Origin of the sequence: Vagococcus humatus (assembly GCF_003950325.1) — a bacterium.
GTDB classification, from domain to species: domain Bacteria; phylum Bacillota; class Bacilli; order Lactobacillales; family Vagococcaceae; genus Vagococcus_C; species Vagococcus_C humatus.
Genome location: NZ_PXZH01000004.1, coordinates 13,863 through 28,462 on the forward strand (window position 1 = coordinate 13,863; position 14,600 = coordinate 28,462).

At 34.6% G+C, this 14,600-nt stretch carries 16 protein-coding genes and 1 other annotated feature; of the genes, 2 read left to right on the plus strand and 14 right to left on the minus strand.

The window, feature by feature from the left end:
* Window positions 1-21 precede the first annotated feature (21 nt).
* The gene (locus C7P63_RS07670) at window positions 22-906 is read right to left on the minus strand and encodes a YicC/YloC family endoribonuclease (protein ID WP_125943589.1); all 885 of its coding nucleotides are present in this window, start codon (window positions 904-906) and stop codon (window positions 22-24) included.
* 19 nt (window positions 907-925) lie between these two features.
* Window positions 926-1,144 carry a YdbC family protein gene (locus C7P63_RS07675; RefSeq protein WP_125943590.1) on the minus strand — a complete coding sequence of 73 codons (219 nt, stop codon included), beginning with the start codon at window positions 1,142-1,144 and terminating at the stop codon, window positions 926-928.
* Window positions 1,145-1,603: 459 nt separating this feature from the next.
* On the opposite strand from C7P63_RS07675, the gene C7P63_RS07680 reads away from it, so the two are divergent.
* Complete coding sequence (locus C7P63_RS07680; protein ID WP_125943591.1) at window positions 1,604-1,972, plus strand: hypothetical protein; 369 nt, start codon at window positions 1,604-1,606, stop codon at window positions 1,970-1,972.
* A gap of 35 nt (window positions 1,973-2,007) precedes the next feature.
* On the opposite strand, the gene acpS is transcribed toward C7P63_RS07680, so the two are convergent.
* The 5 genes from acpS to C7P63_RS07705 all read right to left on the minus strand — a co-directional run bounded on the left by acpS (window position 2,008) and on the right by C7P63_RS07705 (window position 7,486).
* Window positions 2,008-2,367, minus strand: coding sequence for a holo-ACP synthase (gene acpS, locus C7P63_RS07685; protein ID WP_125943592.1), 360 nt, complete (start codon window positions 2,365-2,367; stop codon window positions 2,008-2,010).
* A 74-nt stretch (window positions 2,368-2,441) separates the two neighbouring features.
* Window positions 2,442-3,977, minus strand: coding sequence for a degradosome RNA helicase CshA (gene cshA, locus C7P63_RS07690; RefSeq protein ID WP_125943593.1), 1,536 nt, complete (start codon window positions 3,975-3,977; stop codon window positions 2,442-2,444).
* A gap of 120 nt (window positions 3,978-4,097) precedes the next feature.
* Window positions 4,098-5,480, minus strand: a complete 1,383-nt coding sequence (locus C7P63_RS07695) for a UDP-N-acetylmuramoyl-tripeptide--D-alanyl-D-alanine ligase (protein ID WP_125943594.1) — start codon at window positions 5,478-5,480, stop codon at window positions 4,098-4,100.
* Window positions 5,481-5,572: 92 nt separating this feature from the next.
* A complete protein-coding gene (locus tag C7P63_RS07700; protein WP_125943595.1) occupies window positions 5,573-6,622 on the minus strand; it encodes a D-alanine--D-alanine ligase in 1,050 nt (349 codons plus the stop codon).
* An 84-nt stretch (window positions 6,623-6,706) separates the two neighbouring features.
* On the minus strand, window positions 6,707-7,486 hold the full coding sequence (locus C7P63_RS07705) for a hypothetical protein (RefSeq protein ID WP_125943596.1): 780 nt from the start codon (window positions 7,484-7,486) through the stop codon (window positions 6,707-6,709).
* Window positions 7,487-7,676: 190 nt separating this feature from the next.
* On the opposite strand from C7P63_RS07705, the gene C7P63_RS07710 reads away from it, so the two are divergent.
* Window positions 7,677-8,444 (plus strand): class A sortase, encoded by a 768-nt coding sequence (locus C7P63_RS07710; RefSeq protein WP_125943597.1) that lies wholly within the window; start codon window positions 7,677-7,679, stop codon window positions 8,442-8,444.
* Between the two features lie 183 nt (window positions 8,445-8,627).
* Here C7P63_RS07710 and C7P63_RS07715 read toward each other — a convergent pair whose 3' ends face one another.
* The 7 genes from C7P63_RS07715 to gltX form a co-directional block, all read right to left on the minus strand.
* Window positions 8,628-8,861 carry a Veg family protein gene (locus tag C7P63_RS07715; RefSeq protein ID WP_125943598.1) on the minus strand — a complete coding sequence of 78 codons (234 nt, stop codon included), beginning with the start codon at window positions 8,859-8,861 and terminating at the stop codon, window positions 8,628-8,630.
* A 53-nt stretch (window positions 8,862-8,914) separates the two neighbouring features.
* On the minus strand, window positions 8,915-9,490 hold the full coding sequence (locus C7P63_RS07720) for a sigma-70 family RNA polymerase sigma factor (RefSeq protein WP_125943599.1): 576 nt from the start codon (window positions 9,488-9,490) through the stop codon (window positions 8,915-8,917).
* A gap of 102 nt (window positions 9,491-9,592) precedes the next feature.
* The gene (locus C7P63_RS07725; RefSeq protein ID WP_125943600.1) at window positions 9,593-10,111 is read right to left on the minus strand and encodes an NYN domain-containing protein; all 519 of its coding nucleotides are present in this window, start codon (window positions 10,109-10,111) and stop codon (window positions 9,593-9,595) included.
* Window positions 10,112-10,954, minus strand: a complete 843-nt coding sequence (gene rlmB, locus C7P63_RS07730; RefSeq protein WP_125943601.1) for a 23S rRNA (guanosine(2251)-2'-O)-methyltransferase RlmB — start codon at window positions 10,952-10,954, stop codon at window positions 10,112-10,114. It abuts the gene before it with no gap.
* A complete protein-coding gene (locus C7P63_RS07735) occupies window positions 10,954-11,358 on the minus strand; it encodes a Mini-ribonuclease 3 (RefSeq protein ID WP_125943602.1) in 405 nt (134 codons plus the stop codon). The genes rlmB and C7P63_RS07735 overlap by 1 nt, the downstream gene beginning before the upstream one ends.
* Window positions 11,351-12,769, minus strand: coding sequence for a cysteine--tRNA ligase (gene cysS, locus C7P63_RS07740; protein ID WP_125943603.1), 1,419 nt, complete (start codon window positions 12,767-12,769; stop codon window positions 11,351-11,353). Before cysS ends, C7P63_RS07735 begins: the two co-directional genes overlap by 8 nt.
* 77 nt (window positions 12,770-12,846) lie before the next feature.
* Window positions 12,847-13,058: a binding site (T-box leader), on the minus strand.
* Entirely contained in the window at window positions 13,055-14,527 is a 1,473-nt protein-coding gene (gene gltX / locus C7P63_RS07745; RefSeq protein WP_125943604.1) for a glutamate--tRNA ligase, read from the minus strand. It overlaps the preceding feature by 4 nt.
* Between the last annotated feature and the right edge of the window lie 73 nt (window positions 14,528-14,600).

Below are 14,600 nucleotides of genomic sequence, written 5' to 3' on the forward strand. Positions count from 1 at the left end.
TGTTCAAGGAAATTTGCAAGTTTATTCCACATTTTGTACTTGTTCACGTATTTTCTCAAGGATTGTTTTCATTTGAACCACACGATCTTTAATTTGCATATTAGTTGATTTAGATCCTGTTGTATTAACTTCTCGGTTCATTTCTTGAATCACAAAATCTAACTCTCGGCCAACTGGGGTTTTAGCTTGAAGTAATTCTTGCATTTTTTCTATATGAATTGTTAACCTATCTAACTCTTCATGGATATCTCCTTTTTCAATTAAAAGAGCCACTTCTGTTAAAAGACGAGTTTGATCCACTGCATCTCCGACTAACTCGGCTAACTTTAATGCCAGTCTTTCTCCGTAATCTTCTTCGATTTCATCAGAGAGCCGGCTGACCTCAGCTACACAGCCTTCAAACTCCGCTAGATAGCTAACTAAAACTGATTGGATGCTATCACCCTCTATTTGTCTAGAGTGCTCTAGATGAACTAAGGCGGCATTTAAAGCCTGTAACAAACTATCCTTCATGGTTTCATCATTTTTCTCAAGTTCTTTAATTTCAAAAAAGTCAGGATGATTCACTAAACCTGTCATCATTTCTTTAACTGGCAATGTAGCCTGTTGATATCTTTCCTGATTGGCTGTATCTAATTGTGTTAATAATTGATCTAATAAATGCCACTGAATCGTTAATTGACTATTTTTTTCTCCTTCATTATGAACTCGAATATGACATTCAACTCGGCCTCGGCCTAGTTGTTTTTTCAGTTCATTTCTAAGTAGCAGCTCATACTCTTGATATTCTCTAGGCATTCTAAATTGCACATCTAAAAAACGATTATTTACCGTTTTTAGCTCTAATTCGATGTGATAATCATCGGTACTGATCAAACTTTTTCCAAATCCTGTCATGCTTTTCATTAGATTTTCATCCACCTATCTACATATCTTGCAATATTTTTTTCAATTCAGAAAATTCTTCATTAGAAAGGGTAATGCCTTTTCCCATTTTTTCATGGTTAGGTGCCCAATCCCTTAAATCAAATTTAGGAGCTCGTTCATTCCAACTAACTAAATTCAATTCTTTCCGCCATCCTTTATTATTTTCTGATAAAACAGCAATTTCTTCAATGATTTCATAGCTAAATGCTTGTGCCATTTGAATCCTCCTTCTCATTTTAACTAAGTATGTCCATCCTTAAATAGCTTTTTCTCCCTGTTCTAAAAAACACCCTTTATCATTCAGCTTTTATTTTATAAATAAGGAGATTTATGATAAAAATTTAACCTGTTTTTTACTTTTAATAAAATAACTAAAAAAGACTTTATTAATAATTATATCATATCAATTTAAGTCACTAAATAATTTAAAACAGAATGTACACAACACAAACAACTAACCAAGAGAACACATGTTCCCTTAGCTGTCTCCACAACTTTATCTAAGCTTCCATCAATCAAGTTCTATTATTTAATAATAACCGATTACTCCTTTAGCCTAGCAAACACCTCATAAAAGGACTGTTTTTTACACAGAATGAAAATCAGCAATATTTGACTTTTTCTTCCTTCACTCTGTATAATGTTACTAACAAAACTTCCTGGAGGTGATTGAGATATGGATAGTGAGAAGAAAAAAAATAGCATGAAAACATTCTCTCAAAGGTTAACGGATTCTTCCCAAAAATTTTTGTCTTCTTTCTTTAATGATGAGCTAAAAATTCAACAAGAAAAACAAAAAATATTGGAACAAGTTCGCTTAGCTATGTCTCAAAATCGCTTTGTTGTGTTGCAAATTCAAGAAGAAATCGATGGTACTATGTCTTTTGAAACCGTCTCTGGCAAACTACGTCAAAATAACTTCAACCAAAATATGGTGCTCTTGACCTTAGATAAAACCAATGAAATTAAAATGATTCCCATGGATCACATAAAAAAGATTAGCTTTATTCAAACAAAAGATTCTAAACGAATTCTTGCAGAATAATTCCAAAAGTCCTTACTAGCCTGTAAGGACTTTTTTTAATCCTTTTTTTCCAAAATAATTTGAGCTACTGCTATTTCTTTTGTGTGGGTAATACTTACAAAAACAGAACCTGTAAAAGGACTTTGAGTAACCACAGGAGCTCCTTTAGCATTAGTTAACACTTCAATATCTTGAAAGCTTACTTCTCTACCAATCCCAGTACCATAAGCCTTAGAAAACGCTTCTTTACAAGCAAAACGACCGGCTATAAACTCGATTTGTCTTTGTCCTTTGCGGGAATTAAAGACTTGCCACTCTTGTGGGGTAAGAATTCGCTTAATAAAGTTAGGTTTAGTAGCCACAATCTCTGCCATTCTAGGCATCTCTACTACATCTAGACCAATCCCTACAATCATAGAGGTTCCTCTTTTCTTTAAAATCTTCCCCTATTATAACAAAAAAATAAAAAAAAGCCGAAAGCGGCTTTTTTTTATTTTTTCTTAGTGCGAATAACGAAATCACGCTTGTTGTTTTTGTTGCCTGATTTGTTACTACTGTTACTATTATTTTTATTATTTTTACGGTCTTTACTGTAATTATCCCGTTTGTTTTTACGATCACGAGAATAATTACTGTTGTTATCACGTCGACGATTAGAACCACGACGTTTACCGCCACCTTTTCGATTATCTTTAGAATGTCGATTTGGTAAAGGACGTTCTGGAGTAATCTTAACAGGTACTTCTGTAGCATCATCTTTTGTCACTGTTTTCAACAACAAAGCAGCTAATTCAGCAGGTGTATATGTTTCTAATAAACGATCTGCTGTTTTTTGGTAACGTTCCAAGTGATTTTCATCAACTAACTGAGCAATTTCTTCTACTGCTGCATCTAATTGACCTTGGAAAGCTTCTGTTGGAGTTGGTGGACGTAAAGGTGACATTTGTTTTTTCGTTAAATTCTCAATAACGTGTAAATAACCCATTTCATTTGGAGTCACAAAAGTAATAGACATTCCTTCTTTTCCTGCACGACCAGTTCGGCCAATACGGTGAACATAGCTTTCAGGATCTTGAGGAATATCAAAGTTATAAACATGTGTTACCCCAGAAATATCTAATCCCCGAGCAGCCACATCTGTAGCAACTAGAATATCTAATTCGCCATTTTTAAAAGCTTTTAATACCCGCAAACGACGTTGTTGAGTCAAATCACCATGAATACCTGCTGCACGGTAGCCTCTCATCTCTAAACCTCGAGCTAATTCATCTACCCGGCGTTTAGTTCGACCAAAGACAATCGTTAATTCTGGTGCTTGTACATCAAATAAACGAGTCATAGTATCAAATTTTTCATATTCTTTACAACGTACATAGTATTGATCAATCAAATTAGCAGTCATCTCTTTTGCTTTAATCGCAACGTGATGAGGGTCTTTCATAAATTTAACCCCAATTTGTTTGATACTTTTTGGCATAGTTGCTGAGAATAATAAAGTCTGACGTTCTGTTGGTACTTTTTCGATAATACGTTCAATATCTTCTAAAAAGCCCATGTTAAGCATTTCGTCTGCTTCATCTAGAACTAATGTTTGAACAGTTCCTAATTTTAAAGTATGGCGGTTAATATGGTCTAATAAACGACCAGGTGTTCCTACCACGATATGGGGACGATCTTTTAATGAGCGAATTTGTCGACCAATATCAGCTCCGCCATAAACAGCCTGTACACGTACACGTTTGTCTTTACCTAAACGGTATAATTCTTCTTGTGTTTGAATGGCTAATTCACGTGTAGGGGCAATCACTAACCCTTGCAACACAGGTTCTGTGGCATCAATTTTTTGGAGCATTGGAAGACCAAAAGCGGCTGTCTTACCCGTTCCAGTTTGTGCTTGACCAATTACATCTTTTCCTTCTAAAGCTAGCGGAATTGTCTCCGCCTGAATCGGTGTTGCTTCCTCAAACCCTGAACGTTTAACTGCTTTAAGCAATGCCGATTCTAATCCTAATTCATTAAATTTCAAATGTTGTCCTCCTAGTAATTTCTACTAAATGTTTCTACTTATCTAATAGAATATCATTCTATGCATATATCTCTGCATCTTTCATAGATTAACACATGCTGGCTAGATATACAAATAATATTAGTCCTTTTCAGAAAGTTTTCTTACAATTTCTGCCAAATTCATACTATTGCTTCCCTTTAATAAAACTAAATCATTTGATTGAATGGTTTGATTTAACTGTTCTAGTAATTCTTCTTTTTCAGTTAAAGAATAGTGATAGAGAGCTTGTTCAGCGAAATCTTCTTGCAGTTGATTATAAACTTCTTTCATCCATTCTCCGTATAAAAAGATAACATCATAATTTTCTGGTAATAAATGTTCACCCACTTGAAGATGAAGTTCCTGTGAATGCTCTCCTAACTCTCCCATATCTGCTAAAACAGCAATTCTTCTGCCGCCTTTAGGTAAAGTTAATTTTGCAAATGTATCTAACACTAAACTCATAGCTGTTGGGTTAGCGTTATAAACATCACTTAGTAACTGAGCCCCGTTTTTCGCTTCAACCCATTCAGAACGGTTTTGAGTCAAGATTAATTGAGATAATCCTTGTTGAATGGCTGGTGTTGGCACCTGACATAATTCTCCTACCTTAATAGCAATCAATGCATTTTTTACATTGTAACTTCCTAATACAGGAATGTGATACATGACATCTTGGACTTTAAATTCTGTAGATGTCGCTGCTTCTTTGGTCAAAGTAGCAGAAATAGTTGCCTCACGTTGATCCAAACCAAATGTTTCTATTCTTTGAGGCAGTCCATCATATAAAGGAGGAAGAAGTGGTTCATCGACTGGGACAATTAAAGCCCCATCTGGATTTAAGCCATCCACAATTTCCATTTTAGCTTCAGCAATTCCTTGTCTTGAACCTAAATATTCAATATGAGATTCTCCGACTAACGTAATAGCTGCTATATCCGGCAAGCCCATTTTAGATAGTTCAGTAATTTCATCTTTATGATTCATACCCATTTCTAGCACCAACATTTGAGTCTGTTCAGGCATATGTAAAATAGTATAAGGTAACCCAATATCATTGTTATAATTTCCTTGAGTTTTATAAGTTAAATAAGTCGTACTTAAAACTGAAGCCACCATATCTTTAGTGGTTGTTTTTCCGTTACTTCCTGTAATAGCAATCACTGTTGGATTGATTTTTGCTCGGTAGTAACTAGCTAACTTTTGCATAGCTTCTAAAGGATTAGGAACAAGCAACACTAACCAATCTTCTGCCAATTTTTCATCAAAGAACTCAGGTCGGCAAAGAGTCGCAACGGCTCCTGACTCTTTTGCTTGTGTTAAAAATTCATGTCCATCACGATTGCCTTCTAAAGGAACAAATAGTTCACCTGATGCGACTTTACGAGAATCAAACTCAACTCCTGTAATTTCTGTTACTTGGCTAGTTCCTTTAAGCGTTCCACCTGTCACTTTCACAACTTCTTGAATCCTTAGCTTCATCTAAACTCACCCTTCTATATGAATAAAAGCTGAACATATTGTTCAGCTAATTAATATTTTTTTCATTTCAAGTACTGGTAACTTTATCTAGTTTAATCTCGACTAATAAATAACCCTTGCTTTTGTTTATGTCTCATCAGACCTAATTGGATTAACTCTTCAATTAAATCCCCATATTTTAATCCCATGTTTTCCCAAAGAAGTGGATACATACTAAATTCAGTAAAACCAGGCATTGTATTTAATTCATTTAAAAACAGTTCTTGATTGCTTGTTAAGAAAAAGTCACAGCGGCTAAGACCACTGCCATCTAAAGCCATATAAGCTTTTTTCGCATAAAAACGAGCTTTTTCATGTATTTCTTCTGGAATATCTGCAGGTATTTTTAGCTCAACCGTGTTATCAAGATATTTAGATTCATAATCATAAAAAGCAACTTCTTTGACGATTTCTCCTGCTTGGGTAGTGCGAACTTCTTCATTACCTAATACCGCTATTTCAATTTCTCTTGCATCAATGCCTTGCTCTACAATCACTCGCTGGTCATATTTAAAAGCAACTTCTATTGCTTGTTGCAACTCTTCTCTTGTCTCAGCTCGGCTAACCCCAACACTTGACCCCATATTAGCAGGTTTAACAAACATTGGATAAACCAGAGTTCCTTCACATACATTAAAAATAGTCATAGGTTCTTCATTCCAATCAATCTTACCCACTGCTACATAAGGTACTTGAGGAATCCCTATTTGTTGTAAGATATGTTTGGTCATAATTTTATCCATACCACAAGCACTAGCTAGTACTCCTGCTCCTACATATGGAATGTTTAGCACTTCAAATAACCCTTGAATTGTCCCATCTTCTCCGTTAGGTCCATGTAAAATCGGAAATACAATACTGTCTGGTTCTTTAATCTCACAAGGAGAAATAACCTGAGCCTCATCCTGTTTAATTTCTAGAACTGACTGATCACTAGGTTTTTCAGTTAGTAATGGTCCTTTTAACCAAGTACCTTCTTTAGTAATGTATACAAGCTGTACCTCATAGTAGTCATAATAAATCGCGTTTAAAATGGAATAGGCAGATAAAATAGAGATATCATGTTCCGCACTTTTCCCTCCATACAATGCAATGATTTTCACAATCATGTCCTCCCTTATGGAATACCTTAAAAATTCTTTACTTATTATAGCAATTCTTTAAACTAAAAAACAAGTCTAGATAGACTAGACTTGTCCAAAGCTTCCTAAACTATCCCAGGCTTCTTTTTTTACTTCCCACTGTCTTGTAGGGTGATCATAGGTTAACGTGCCAATTTTCATCTCATCTAAATAAATTTGTTTATCCAAATATCTTACTTGGTCTTCTACTACATAAATCGGAATTTGACAAAATTTATTGTTAGCATCTAACTGACTGAAATCAAACACCACTCCTTCAACATAAATTTCTTTCAATCCTTTTAAAAAATCTTCTGACAGTGGTTCAACGGCAATTGGTCGTCTAAAAAAAGAACGACGCTCATTCAATTTATCGGATAGAATCCCTTGAATTTTATTTCCTAATAACTGATAAAATTCATCTAAATGTCTAAAATAGATTTTAATCATTTGATTACCTTTTTCAAAGTAAACAAAATTATTTTGTAGCTTATAAAAAAATGGAGAGTGCAACTGAGTTCCAACATGTCCAAAATATAAAAGCTCAGCAATCTCCATCGGAGTTAATTGTTGTAAAAAATGAACATCATGAAAATCAATCCATTTTAATTCAGATATTCGTTGGCTGGATTGACTTGCAAAAAAACTATCAACATTTTCAGCATTTCTAATAATTCTAAAACCTGTATGTAAATCGTATTCCCCGTCCTTGCTATGGGGATCGAGCAATAACAAATTCTGTGGTTTTCTCGCAATACTTTGATAGAAATTTTCAAGGGTAATTCCTTTAAATAAAACAGAATTACTGATTGTATCTAAATGAACATACAAATAGTTTTGTGTCACCAATCCTCACCTCTTTCTATACTCATCTCTATTCTAACTTATTTTTGACTAAAAAAGTCTAATTTTAGTTTAAATTTTTATTACAATATAGAAAGGGCTAGCACCGCTAGATACAAGTTTGTAACAATGGACAACTTTGTTTTATCCTTTGTCTAAATGTGCTATGATAAAGAAAAAAGGAGGTCGCTTTATGTCAGAATCTAAAAAAAAGAAACGTCGTAAAAAACGTCAGACATCCCCCTCTTCCAACTCAAACCCCACCTCTAAAAAAAAGCGTGTCTTAACTAATATATTCATTGCTTTATTGCTAATCATTGGACTAGCTCTAGTCTTTAACAATCAAATCAAAGATTGGTTAGTTAGACAATCCGTTAAACAAAATCAAATCGCCAATGTCTCTAAACAAGATATAAAAGAAAACGAAAAGAAAAAAGTTTCCTTTGATTTTGATAAGGTTAATTCTCTTGATTTTGAAACAGTCGTAAAATCCAGATTATATCAAGATCAATTGTATGTTATTGGTGGCATTTCCATTCCAGACGTTCATATTAATTTACCTATTTATAAAGGCCTCTCTAACTACGCCTTAGTCGTCGGTGCTGGCACAATGAAACCTGATCAACAAATGGGTAAAAAAAACTATGCTCTAGCAAGTCACCACATGTTAGATGAATCTATTTTATTTGGTCCGCTAATCAACAGCCAATTAGGGCAAAAAATGTTTTTAACCGATTTAGAGCATATTTATGAATACGAAATTACTTATAAAGAATACGTGGCACCTACCAGAACAGAATTAATTGATGACGTTCCGAAAAAAGAACTGTTAACTTTAGTTACTTGTGACATTACAGGCGCTCAGCGGCTAATTGTTCAAGGAAAATTAACTAAAATCAAATCCACTAAAAATGCCTCAGAGGAAATGATTCAAGCCTTTGATTTAGAAAAGAATACTTAAAAAGACTTTGTCTAATTGTTTAGACAAAGTCTTTATGTTTACTTCATACTAATTGGTTCGTGTTATCTCTATCACTTGTCATTAGTGTACCAATTCCCACATGTTCTAAATTAGTGTACACGCCTAACTAGTCCCTTTGCTCCCCACTACAAACCTTACCTAAAATAAACATTCAGATAAAAGTTATAGAAATTCCACCTCTACTGTATGTGTTAAAATATCTGTATAACTGTAAGATACCCGGTCAAATGAATGATCTGCATCTTCTAAATCTACTACAAAAACAGCTGGATAAAGTTCAGATAAAACACCTGTATGTTCGGTTTGTCTTTTTCTACCTGTTTGTGCTACTAAGGTAATTTTACTTCCAATCTGATCTTCCATCTTCTCTTTAATTTGCGCAATAGTCGTTGGCATAGTCTCACCTCATTTTATATTATAACACATTTTTTTAAATAATGAAACTCTCCTTACATGCGGTAAATCTTCGTCTTTTGGCTAATTCGATCGAAAGCATTTTTAACTTGCTTAACAGAGCACTCTAACTCACTACCAATATCCTCATTTTCTTTTCCTTCTAGGTACTTCACAAATACATCTAATTCAAAGGGAGAGAACTGCTCAAGAGTTGCTTCTAATTCGTCTTTTAAAATAAGTTGGTTTTCTAAAACTAAGTTTTGAGAACGCTTTAAAAAAACGACAGGTAATTCATAATGGGTTTCTAAATAACTATCCAAGGATTCCACTGGCTGACTTTCATTTCTTTTTTTAGCATATTGGCTTCTTAATACAGAAAAGATTCTACGGATAAAATTCAGTTTAAAATAATATCCAAATGAGATGCCTTTATCAGCCTCATAACTTGAGGCCGATAAATAGCAACAAATTAGCCCTTCTTGTAACCAATCATTTCGATCAAACTCTTGAATTCTGTACTTGTTCATTAACACAAAGACAATCGGTTTGTACTGGTGATACAGGTCGACTAGCGCATCAGAATCATTTTCTTTTACTCGGTTGATACATTCACTTAGGACTAACTTCATTTTAACATCCTCTTTTCTATATTATATTTATTTTTTTACTAATCCGTTTATATTAAATTCAGAATAGCACTAAATAAATAAATAGAAAATATTATTTTATTTTTATTTTAAATTATCTCGTAAATTTTCTAAATCAGCTAATTGTTCTAGACTCCAAGGAACGTTTTTGTGCAATTGTTCATAGCGATACTTTAATGTGTCTTGAGTAATCTCTTCTTTTGTCTTTTCCACATCTCGATATAATTCATAAGCAGATTTTCTTAAAGCTCCTCTAGAAAAAACTGTCCACTGTTCAGCCAAGTCACTAGTAGCTACGGTAATAATTGTCAAAGGAGTTAATAAATTTCCGGTTAATTTTTCAATATATGAGTCCGCAGTTTCATCTGACTTTGTAAAAACAACTTGAAGTTGATGTAAGGTATATTCTTTTTGAATACCAGGTACAAACTGAGCGTCAAACACTACAATAATTTCAATGTTTTTATACTTACCGTAATTAGATAATTCAAACAGCAACCGATCTCTAGCATCTGCCAAACGTTCATGCTTTTTCAAGCGGACAAGTTCCGGCCAAGCGCCGATCATGTTATACCCATCCACCACTAATATTGAGCGTTTCACTTAAGCTTTTCCTTTCGAGATAGGCTGACGTTTACGGTACACTTCATACATTAATAGTCCTGCTGCAACTCCTGCATTTAGACTTTGAACATGACCAGTCATTGGAATAGTAATCATTTCATCCACTTGTTTTTTTAGTTTAGGAGAAACGCCCTTGCCTTCATTTCCAATAATTAAAGCAATCGGACCGGCTACATTCCACTCTCGGTAATCTGTCCCTGCCATATCTGTGCCAAAAATCCAAAAGCCTGCTTCTTTTAACTGTTCAACAGCTTGAGTTAAATTAGTGGTGCGAGCAATAGGAATATATTCTACTGCACCTGTAGAAGTTTTTGTCACAGTAGACGTGACCCCAACAGAACGATGTTTAGGAATAATTACCCCGTCGATTCCTGTTGCATCTGCTGTTCTTAACATAGATCCAAAATTATGTGGATCTTCAATACTATCTAAAATAAGTAAAACAGGGGCTTCCGTTTTGGCTAAACTTTCTTGAATCAAGTCTGTCACAGTCAAATATTCATAAGGTGTAACAGTTAAAACAATCCCTTGATGTACTGCTCCATCTGTTAATTGGTCTAATTTTTGACGAGGCACCCATTTAACAGGAATTTGATTTTCTTGGGCTAATTCTTTTAACTCTTCGGCTTTTTTAGCTTCTAATTCTTGTAATAAAAACAGCTTATTTCCGCGACGCTTTTGAATAGCTTCAATAGCTGCATGGCGACCATAAACAACTTCAATTAGCTCGTCCGTTTCTTCTTTAAATTCAGCAGAATGTGCTAATTTAAGTCCTTGTTTTTTTTCTTTTTTTCCTCGATAACGCTGCTGTGGTTTTTTCATTAATTTTGTCCTCCATCGTCTATATAGGCGATACACCAACTGATTAATTCTTCTAAGCGATTTTTTTGATCTGTTAAATGCAAATAGCCAAATAATGCTTCAAAACCTGTAGAAATTCGGTAAGTAGTAATGTCTGCATTTTTAGCAGAAGTATGGCTTTTAGCATTTCGACCACGCTTATAAATAGTCACTTCTTTATCAGTTAATATGTCTTCTTCTAACATATGTTGCATAAGCAAGCATTGAGCTTTAGCTGAAACATAGTGAGTAGCTTGTTTGTGTAGACGGTTAGGCTTGGTTAAACCTTGCCGAACCAAATAGTCCCGAATATAAATTTCATAAATAGCATCACCTACATAAGCTAATGCTAACCCGTTTAAAAGCTCAAAATTTTGTTTAGTCATTCAATCTTCTCCATCTTGTTCCTTGGGCAGTATCTTCTAACACAATGCCCTCTTCTTTCAGTAAATCGCGAATTTCATCACTTCTAGCAAAGTTTTTATCTTGACGAGCTTGATTTCTCTCGGCAATTAACGCCTCAACTTTTTCATCTAACGAGCCAGCTTCTTCCACTAGTTCAATTCCAAAGATATGTAGCCACGTTTGTAATAGCTCTTTAACAGCTAGACAAACTTTAGTAGATACTTCTGCTTGTTCTAAGTAATGATTTAACCATTTAACTACTTCATAGACAACAGTTATGCCATTAGCTGTATTAAAGTCATCATCCATCTCTATTTGGAATTTTTCTTCAAAAGTAGCTAAAGTGGCTAAATTCTCTGAATCTGTAGCTAAGCTTTCTACACTACTTTGGCTTCTAAATAATAGATTTTGGAAACTCATTCTAATTTTATCTAAATTAGTTTTAGCATCTTGCAGTGTTTGTTCATTAAATGGAATAGGCCGACGATACTGAGTAGTGGATAAAGCAAACCGAATAACTTCAGGATCAACTTGCTTAATCAATTCATGGACAGTCACAAAGTTTCCAAGAGATTTACTCATCTTTTCTCCGCCCTCGCCTACAGTTACATAACCATTATGCATCCAGTAGTTAGCAAAAGTTTGATCTGTTTTAGCTTCACTTTGCGCAATTTCATTTTCATGGTGAGGAAACTCTAAATCTTGTCCGCCTCCGTGAATATCAATGGTATTACCTAAATGTTTCGTAGCCATCACGGAACACTCAATATGCCAACCAGGGCGACCTTGTCCCCAAGGAGATTCCCAGAAAATTTCCTCTGGTTTCGCTGATTTCCACAAAGCAAAATCAAGGGGATCTTCTTTTTTAGCTTGTTCCACTCCTGTTCGTTGACTAGCTCCAACTTCTAATTCATCAATAGATTGATCACTTAGTTGACCATATTTTTTAAAGCGGCGAGTTCGGTAATACACATCTCCCCTAGACGCATAAGCGTAGTCTTTTTCAATCAGATCCTCAATAAAGGCTATAATATCATCCATATGTTCAACTACTCGAGGGTGTTCACAAGCTTCTTTAATATTCAACGCCCCTGTATCTTTTTTAAAGGCTTCAATATAATAATCCGCTAATTCTTTCGGGGTCATTTTTTGTTCTTTTGCTGCTCGTATAATCTTATCATCTACATCGGTAAAGTTAGAAACGTAGTGAACATTATAGCCACGGTACTCTAAATATTTACGAACAGTATCAAAAGCCACGCTACTTCTAGCATTACCTATATGAATATAGTTATAAACTGTTGGTCCACATACATACATAGTTACTTGTTCAGGGTTAATAGGTTGAAAATCTTCTTTTTTCCGAGTCAAAGTATTATAAATTTGAATCATCTAATCACTCCTTTAATCAATTACGATAGTTCTTACTTGTTAATTTTTCTGAATAAAAAAACGTCTTTTAGACTTATCCAAAAGACGTTTTAAACGTGGTTCCACTTTTATTTATGCTAAATAAATTAGCACCTTTAGGCAACTAACGTGTGTCCCAACGTATCCAGCTACTTATTTCACTGTATCCACTTCAAGAGGCACTTCAAAAAATGGAATAGCTTATTCGCACCAACCATAAGCTCTCTTTTTGACCTTCACATTTTTTTACTTTTCTTTTCATTGTGTTTAGTTTATGTCGCTCAATACTTTATTTAGATGAGCAATGGTTTTTTCTTTTCCTAATAATTCAATCGTATCTCCTAATTCTGGACCATGCATTTGACCAGAAACAGCTACACGGATAGGCATAAATAGGTTTTTACCTTTAACACCTGTTGCTTTTTGAACAGCTTTAATGGAAGCTTTAATGTTCGCTACAGTAAATTCTTCTAAAGCTGTAATTTCTTCCTTAAACTGAGCTAAAACAGTTGGCACAGTTTCTCCTGCTAAAATTTCTTTAGCAGCTTCATCTAAAACAGGATGTTCTTCAAAGAACAAACTAGATAAGTCGATAATTTGTGCAGCATAACTCATTTGTGGTTGATATAATGCTACTAATTTTTTAATGTGAGCCAATGCTTCTTCTGATGGATTTTCTTCCACACGACCAGCTTTCACGAAGAAAGGTACACACATCTCGGTTAACTTATCTGTATCCATTTCTTTCATGTATTGGTTGTTAATCCATTCTAGTTTTTTAGCATCGAAAGCAGCTGGAGATTTACCTAAACGATTTTCATCAAAGATATCTACTAATGTTTCTTGAGAGAAAATTTCGTCTTCTCCAACTGGTGACCAACCTAGTAAAGCAATAAAGTTAAACATAGCTTCTGGTAAGTAGCCTAGTTCACGGTATTGTTCGATGAATTGTAAAATAGTTTCATCCCGTTTACTTAATTTTTTACCGGTTTCTGTATTGATAATTAAAGTCATATGTCCAAATTCTGGAGGAGTCCAGCCAAATGCTTCATAGACCATTAATTGTTTAGGCGTGTTAGCAATATGATCATCCCCACGTAACACATGAGTGATTTCCATCATATGATCATCTACTGCTACTGCAAAGTTGTAAGTTGGCATACCGTCACGTTTTAAAATAACGAAATCTCCACCTACACTGTCAGATTCAAAAGTGATATCACCTTTAACCATATCGTTAAACGTATAAGATTTATTTTTAGGCACGCGGAAACGAACCACATGTTCTCTTCCTTCAGCTTCATAAGCTGCTTGTTCTTCAGCAGTTAAATTAGCACATTTTCCGTTATAACGAGGAATTTGTCCACGAGCTTTTTGCGCTTCACGTTCAGCTTCTAATTCTTCTTCTGTTTCGTAAGCTTTATAAGCTAAATTACTTGCTAACAGTTGATCGATTAAAGGCAAGTAAATTTCTTTACGTTCAGACTGACGGTATGGACCAAATTGGCCTGGGTTCCCTGGAGATTCATCCCAGTCAATATTTAACCATTCTAAGTTTTCTAATTGACTTTTTTCACCATCTGCAATATTTCGCTTCAAGTCAGTATCTTCAATTCGAATAATAAAATCACCTTTATGATGACGGGCGTATAAGTAGTTAAACAATGCGGTTCTCGCATTTCCAATGTGCAAATGCCCAGTTGGACTTGGTGCATAACGTACGCGTACTTTTTTTGTCATATCCATTGCCTCTTTCTTTTTCTTGTTTTCTAAGCCACAACCTAATCTTTTTTATATAAAATAAACATCATGT

What these genes read in the sequence shown, in the direction of transcription:
- C7P63_RS07735 (WP_125943602.1), bottom strand. Translation starts at nt 11,358, where the DNA reads ATGACTAAACAAAATTTTGAGCTTTTAAACGGGTTAGCATTAGCTTAT.
- C7P63_RS07715 (WP_125943598.1), bottom strand. Translation starts at nt 8,861, where the DNA reads ATGCCAACGACTATTGCGCAAATTAAAGAGAAGATGGAAGATCAGATT.
- acpS (WP_125943592.1), bottom strand. Translation starts at nt 2,367, where the DNA reads ATGATTGTAGGGATTGGTCTAGATGTAGTAGAGATGCCTAGAATGGCA.
- C7P63_RS07675 (WP_125943590.1), bottom strand. Translation starts at nt 1,144, where the DNA reads ATGGCACAAGCATTTAGCTATGAAATCATTGAAGAAATTGCTGTTTTA.
- rlmB (WP_125943601.1), bottom strand. Translation starts at nt 10,954, where the DNA reads ATGAAAAAACCACAGCAGCGTTATCGAGGAAAAAAAGAAAAAAAACAA.
- gltX (WP_125943604.1), bottom strand. Translation starts at nt 14,527, where the DNA reads ATGACAAAAAAAGTACGCGTACGTTATGCACCAAGTCCAACTGGGCAT.
- C7P63_RS07670 (WP_125943589.1), bottom strand. Translation starts at nt 906, where the DNA reads ATGAAAAGCATGACAGGATTTGGAAAAAGTTTGATCAGTACCGATGAT.
- cysS (WP_125943603.1), bottom strand. Translation starts at nt 12,769, where the DNA reads ATGATTCAAATTTATAATACTTTGACTCGGAAAAAAGAAGATTTTCAA.
- C7P63_RS07710 (WP_125943597.1), top strand. Translation starts at nt 7,677, where the DNA reads ATGTCAGAATCTAAAAAAAAGAAACGTCGTAAAAAACGTCAGACATCC.
- C7P63_RS07695 (WP_125943594.1), bottom strand. Translation starts at nt 5,480, where the DNA reads ATGAAGCTAAGGATTCAAGAAGTTGTGAAAGTGACAGGTGGAACGCTT.
- C7P63_RS07720 (WP_125943599.1), bottom strand. Translation starts at nt 9,490, where the DNA reads ATGAAGTTAGTCCTAAGTGAATGTATCAACCGAGTAAAAGAAAATGAT.
- C7P63_RS07680 (WP_125943591.1), top strand. Translation starts at nt 1,604, where the DNA reads ATGGATAGTGAGAAGAAAAAAAATAGCATGAAAACATTCTCTCAAAGG.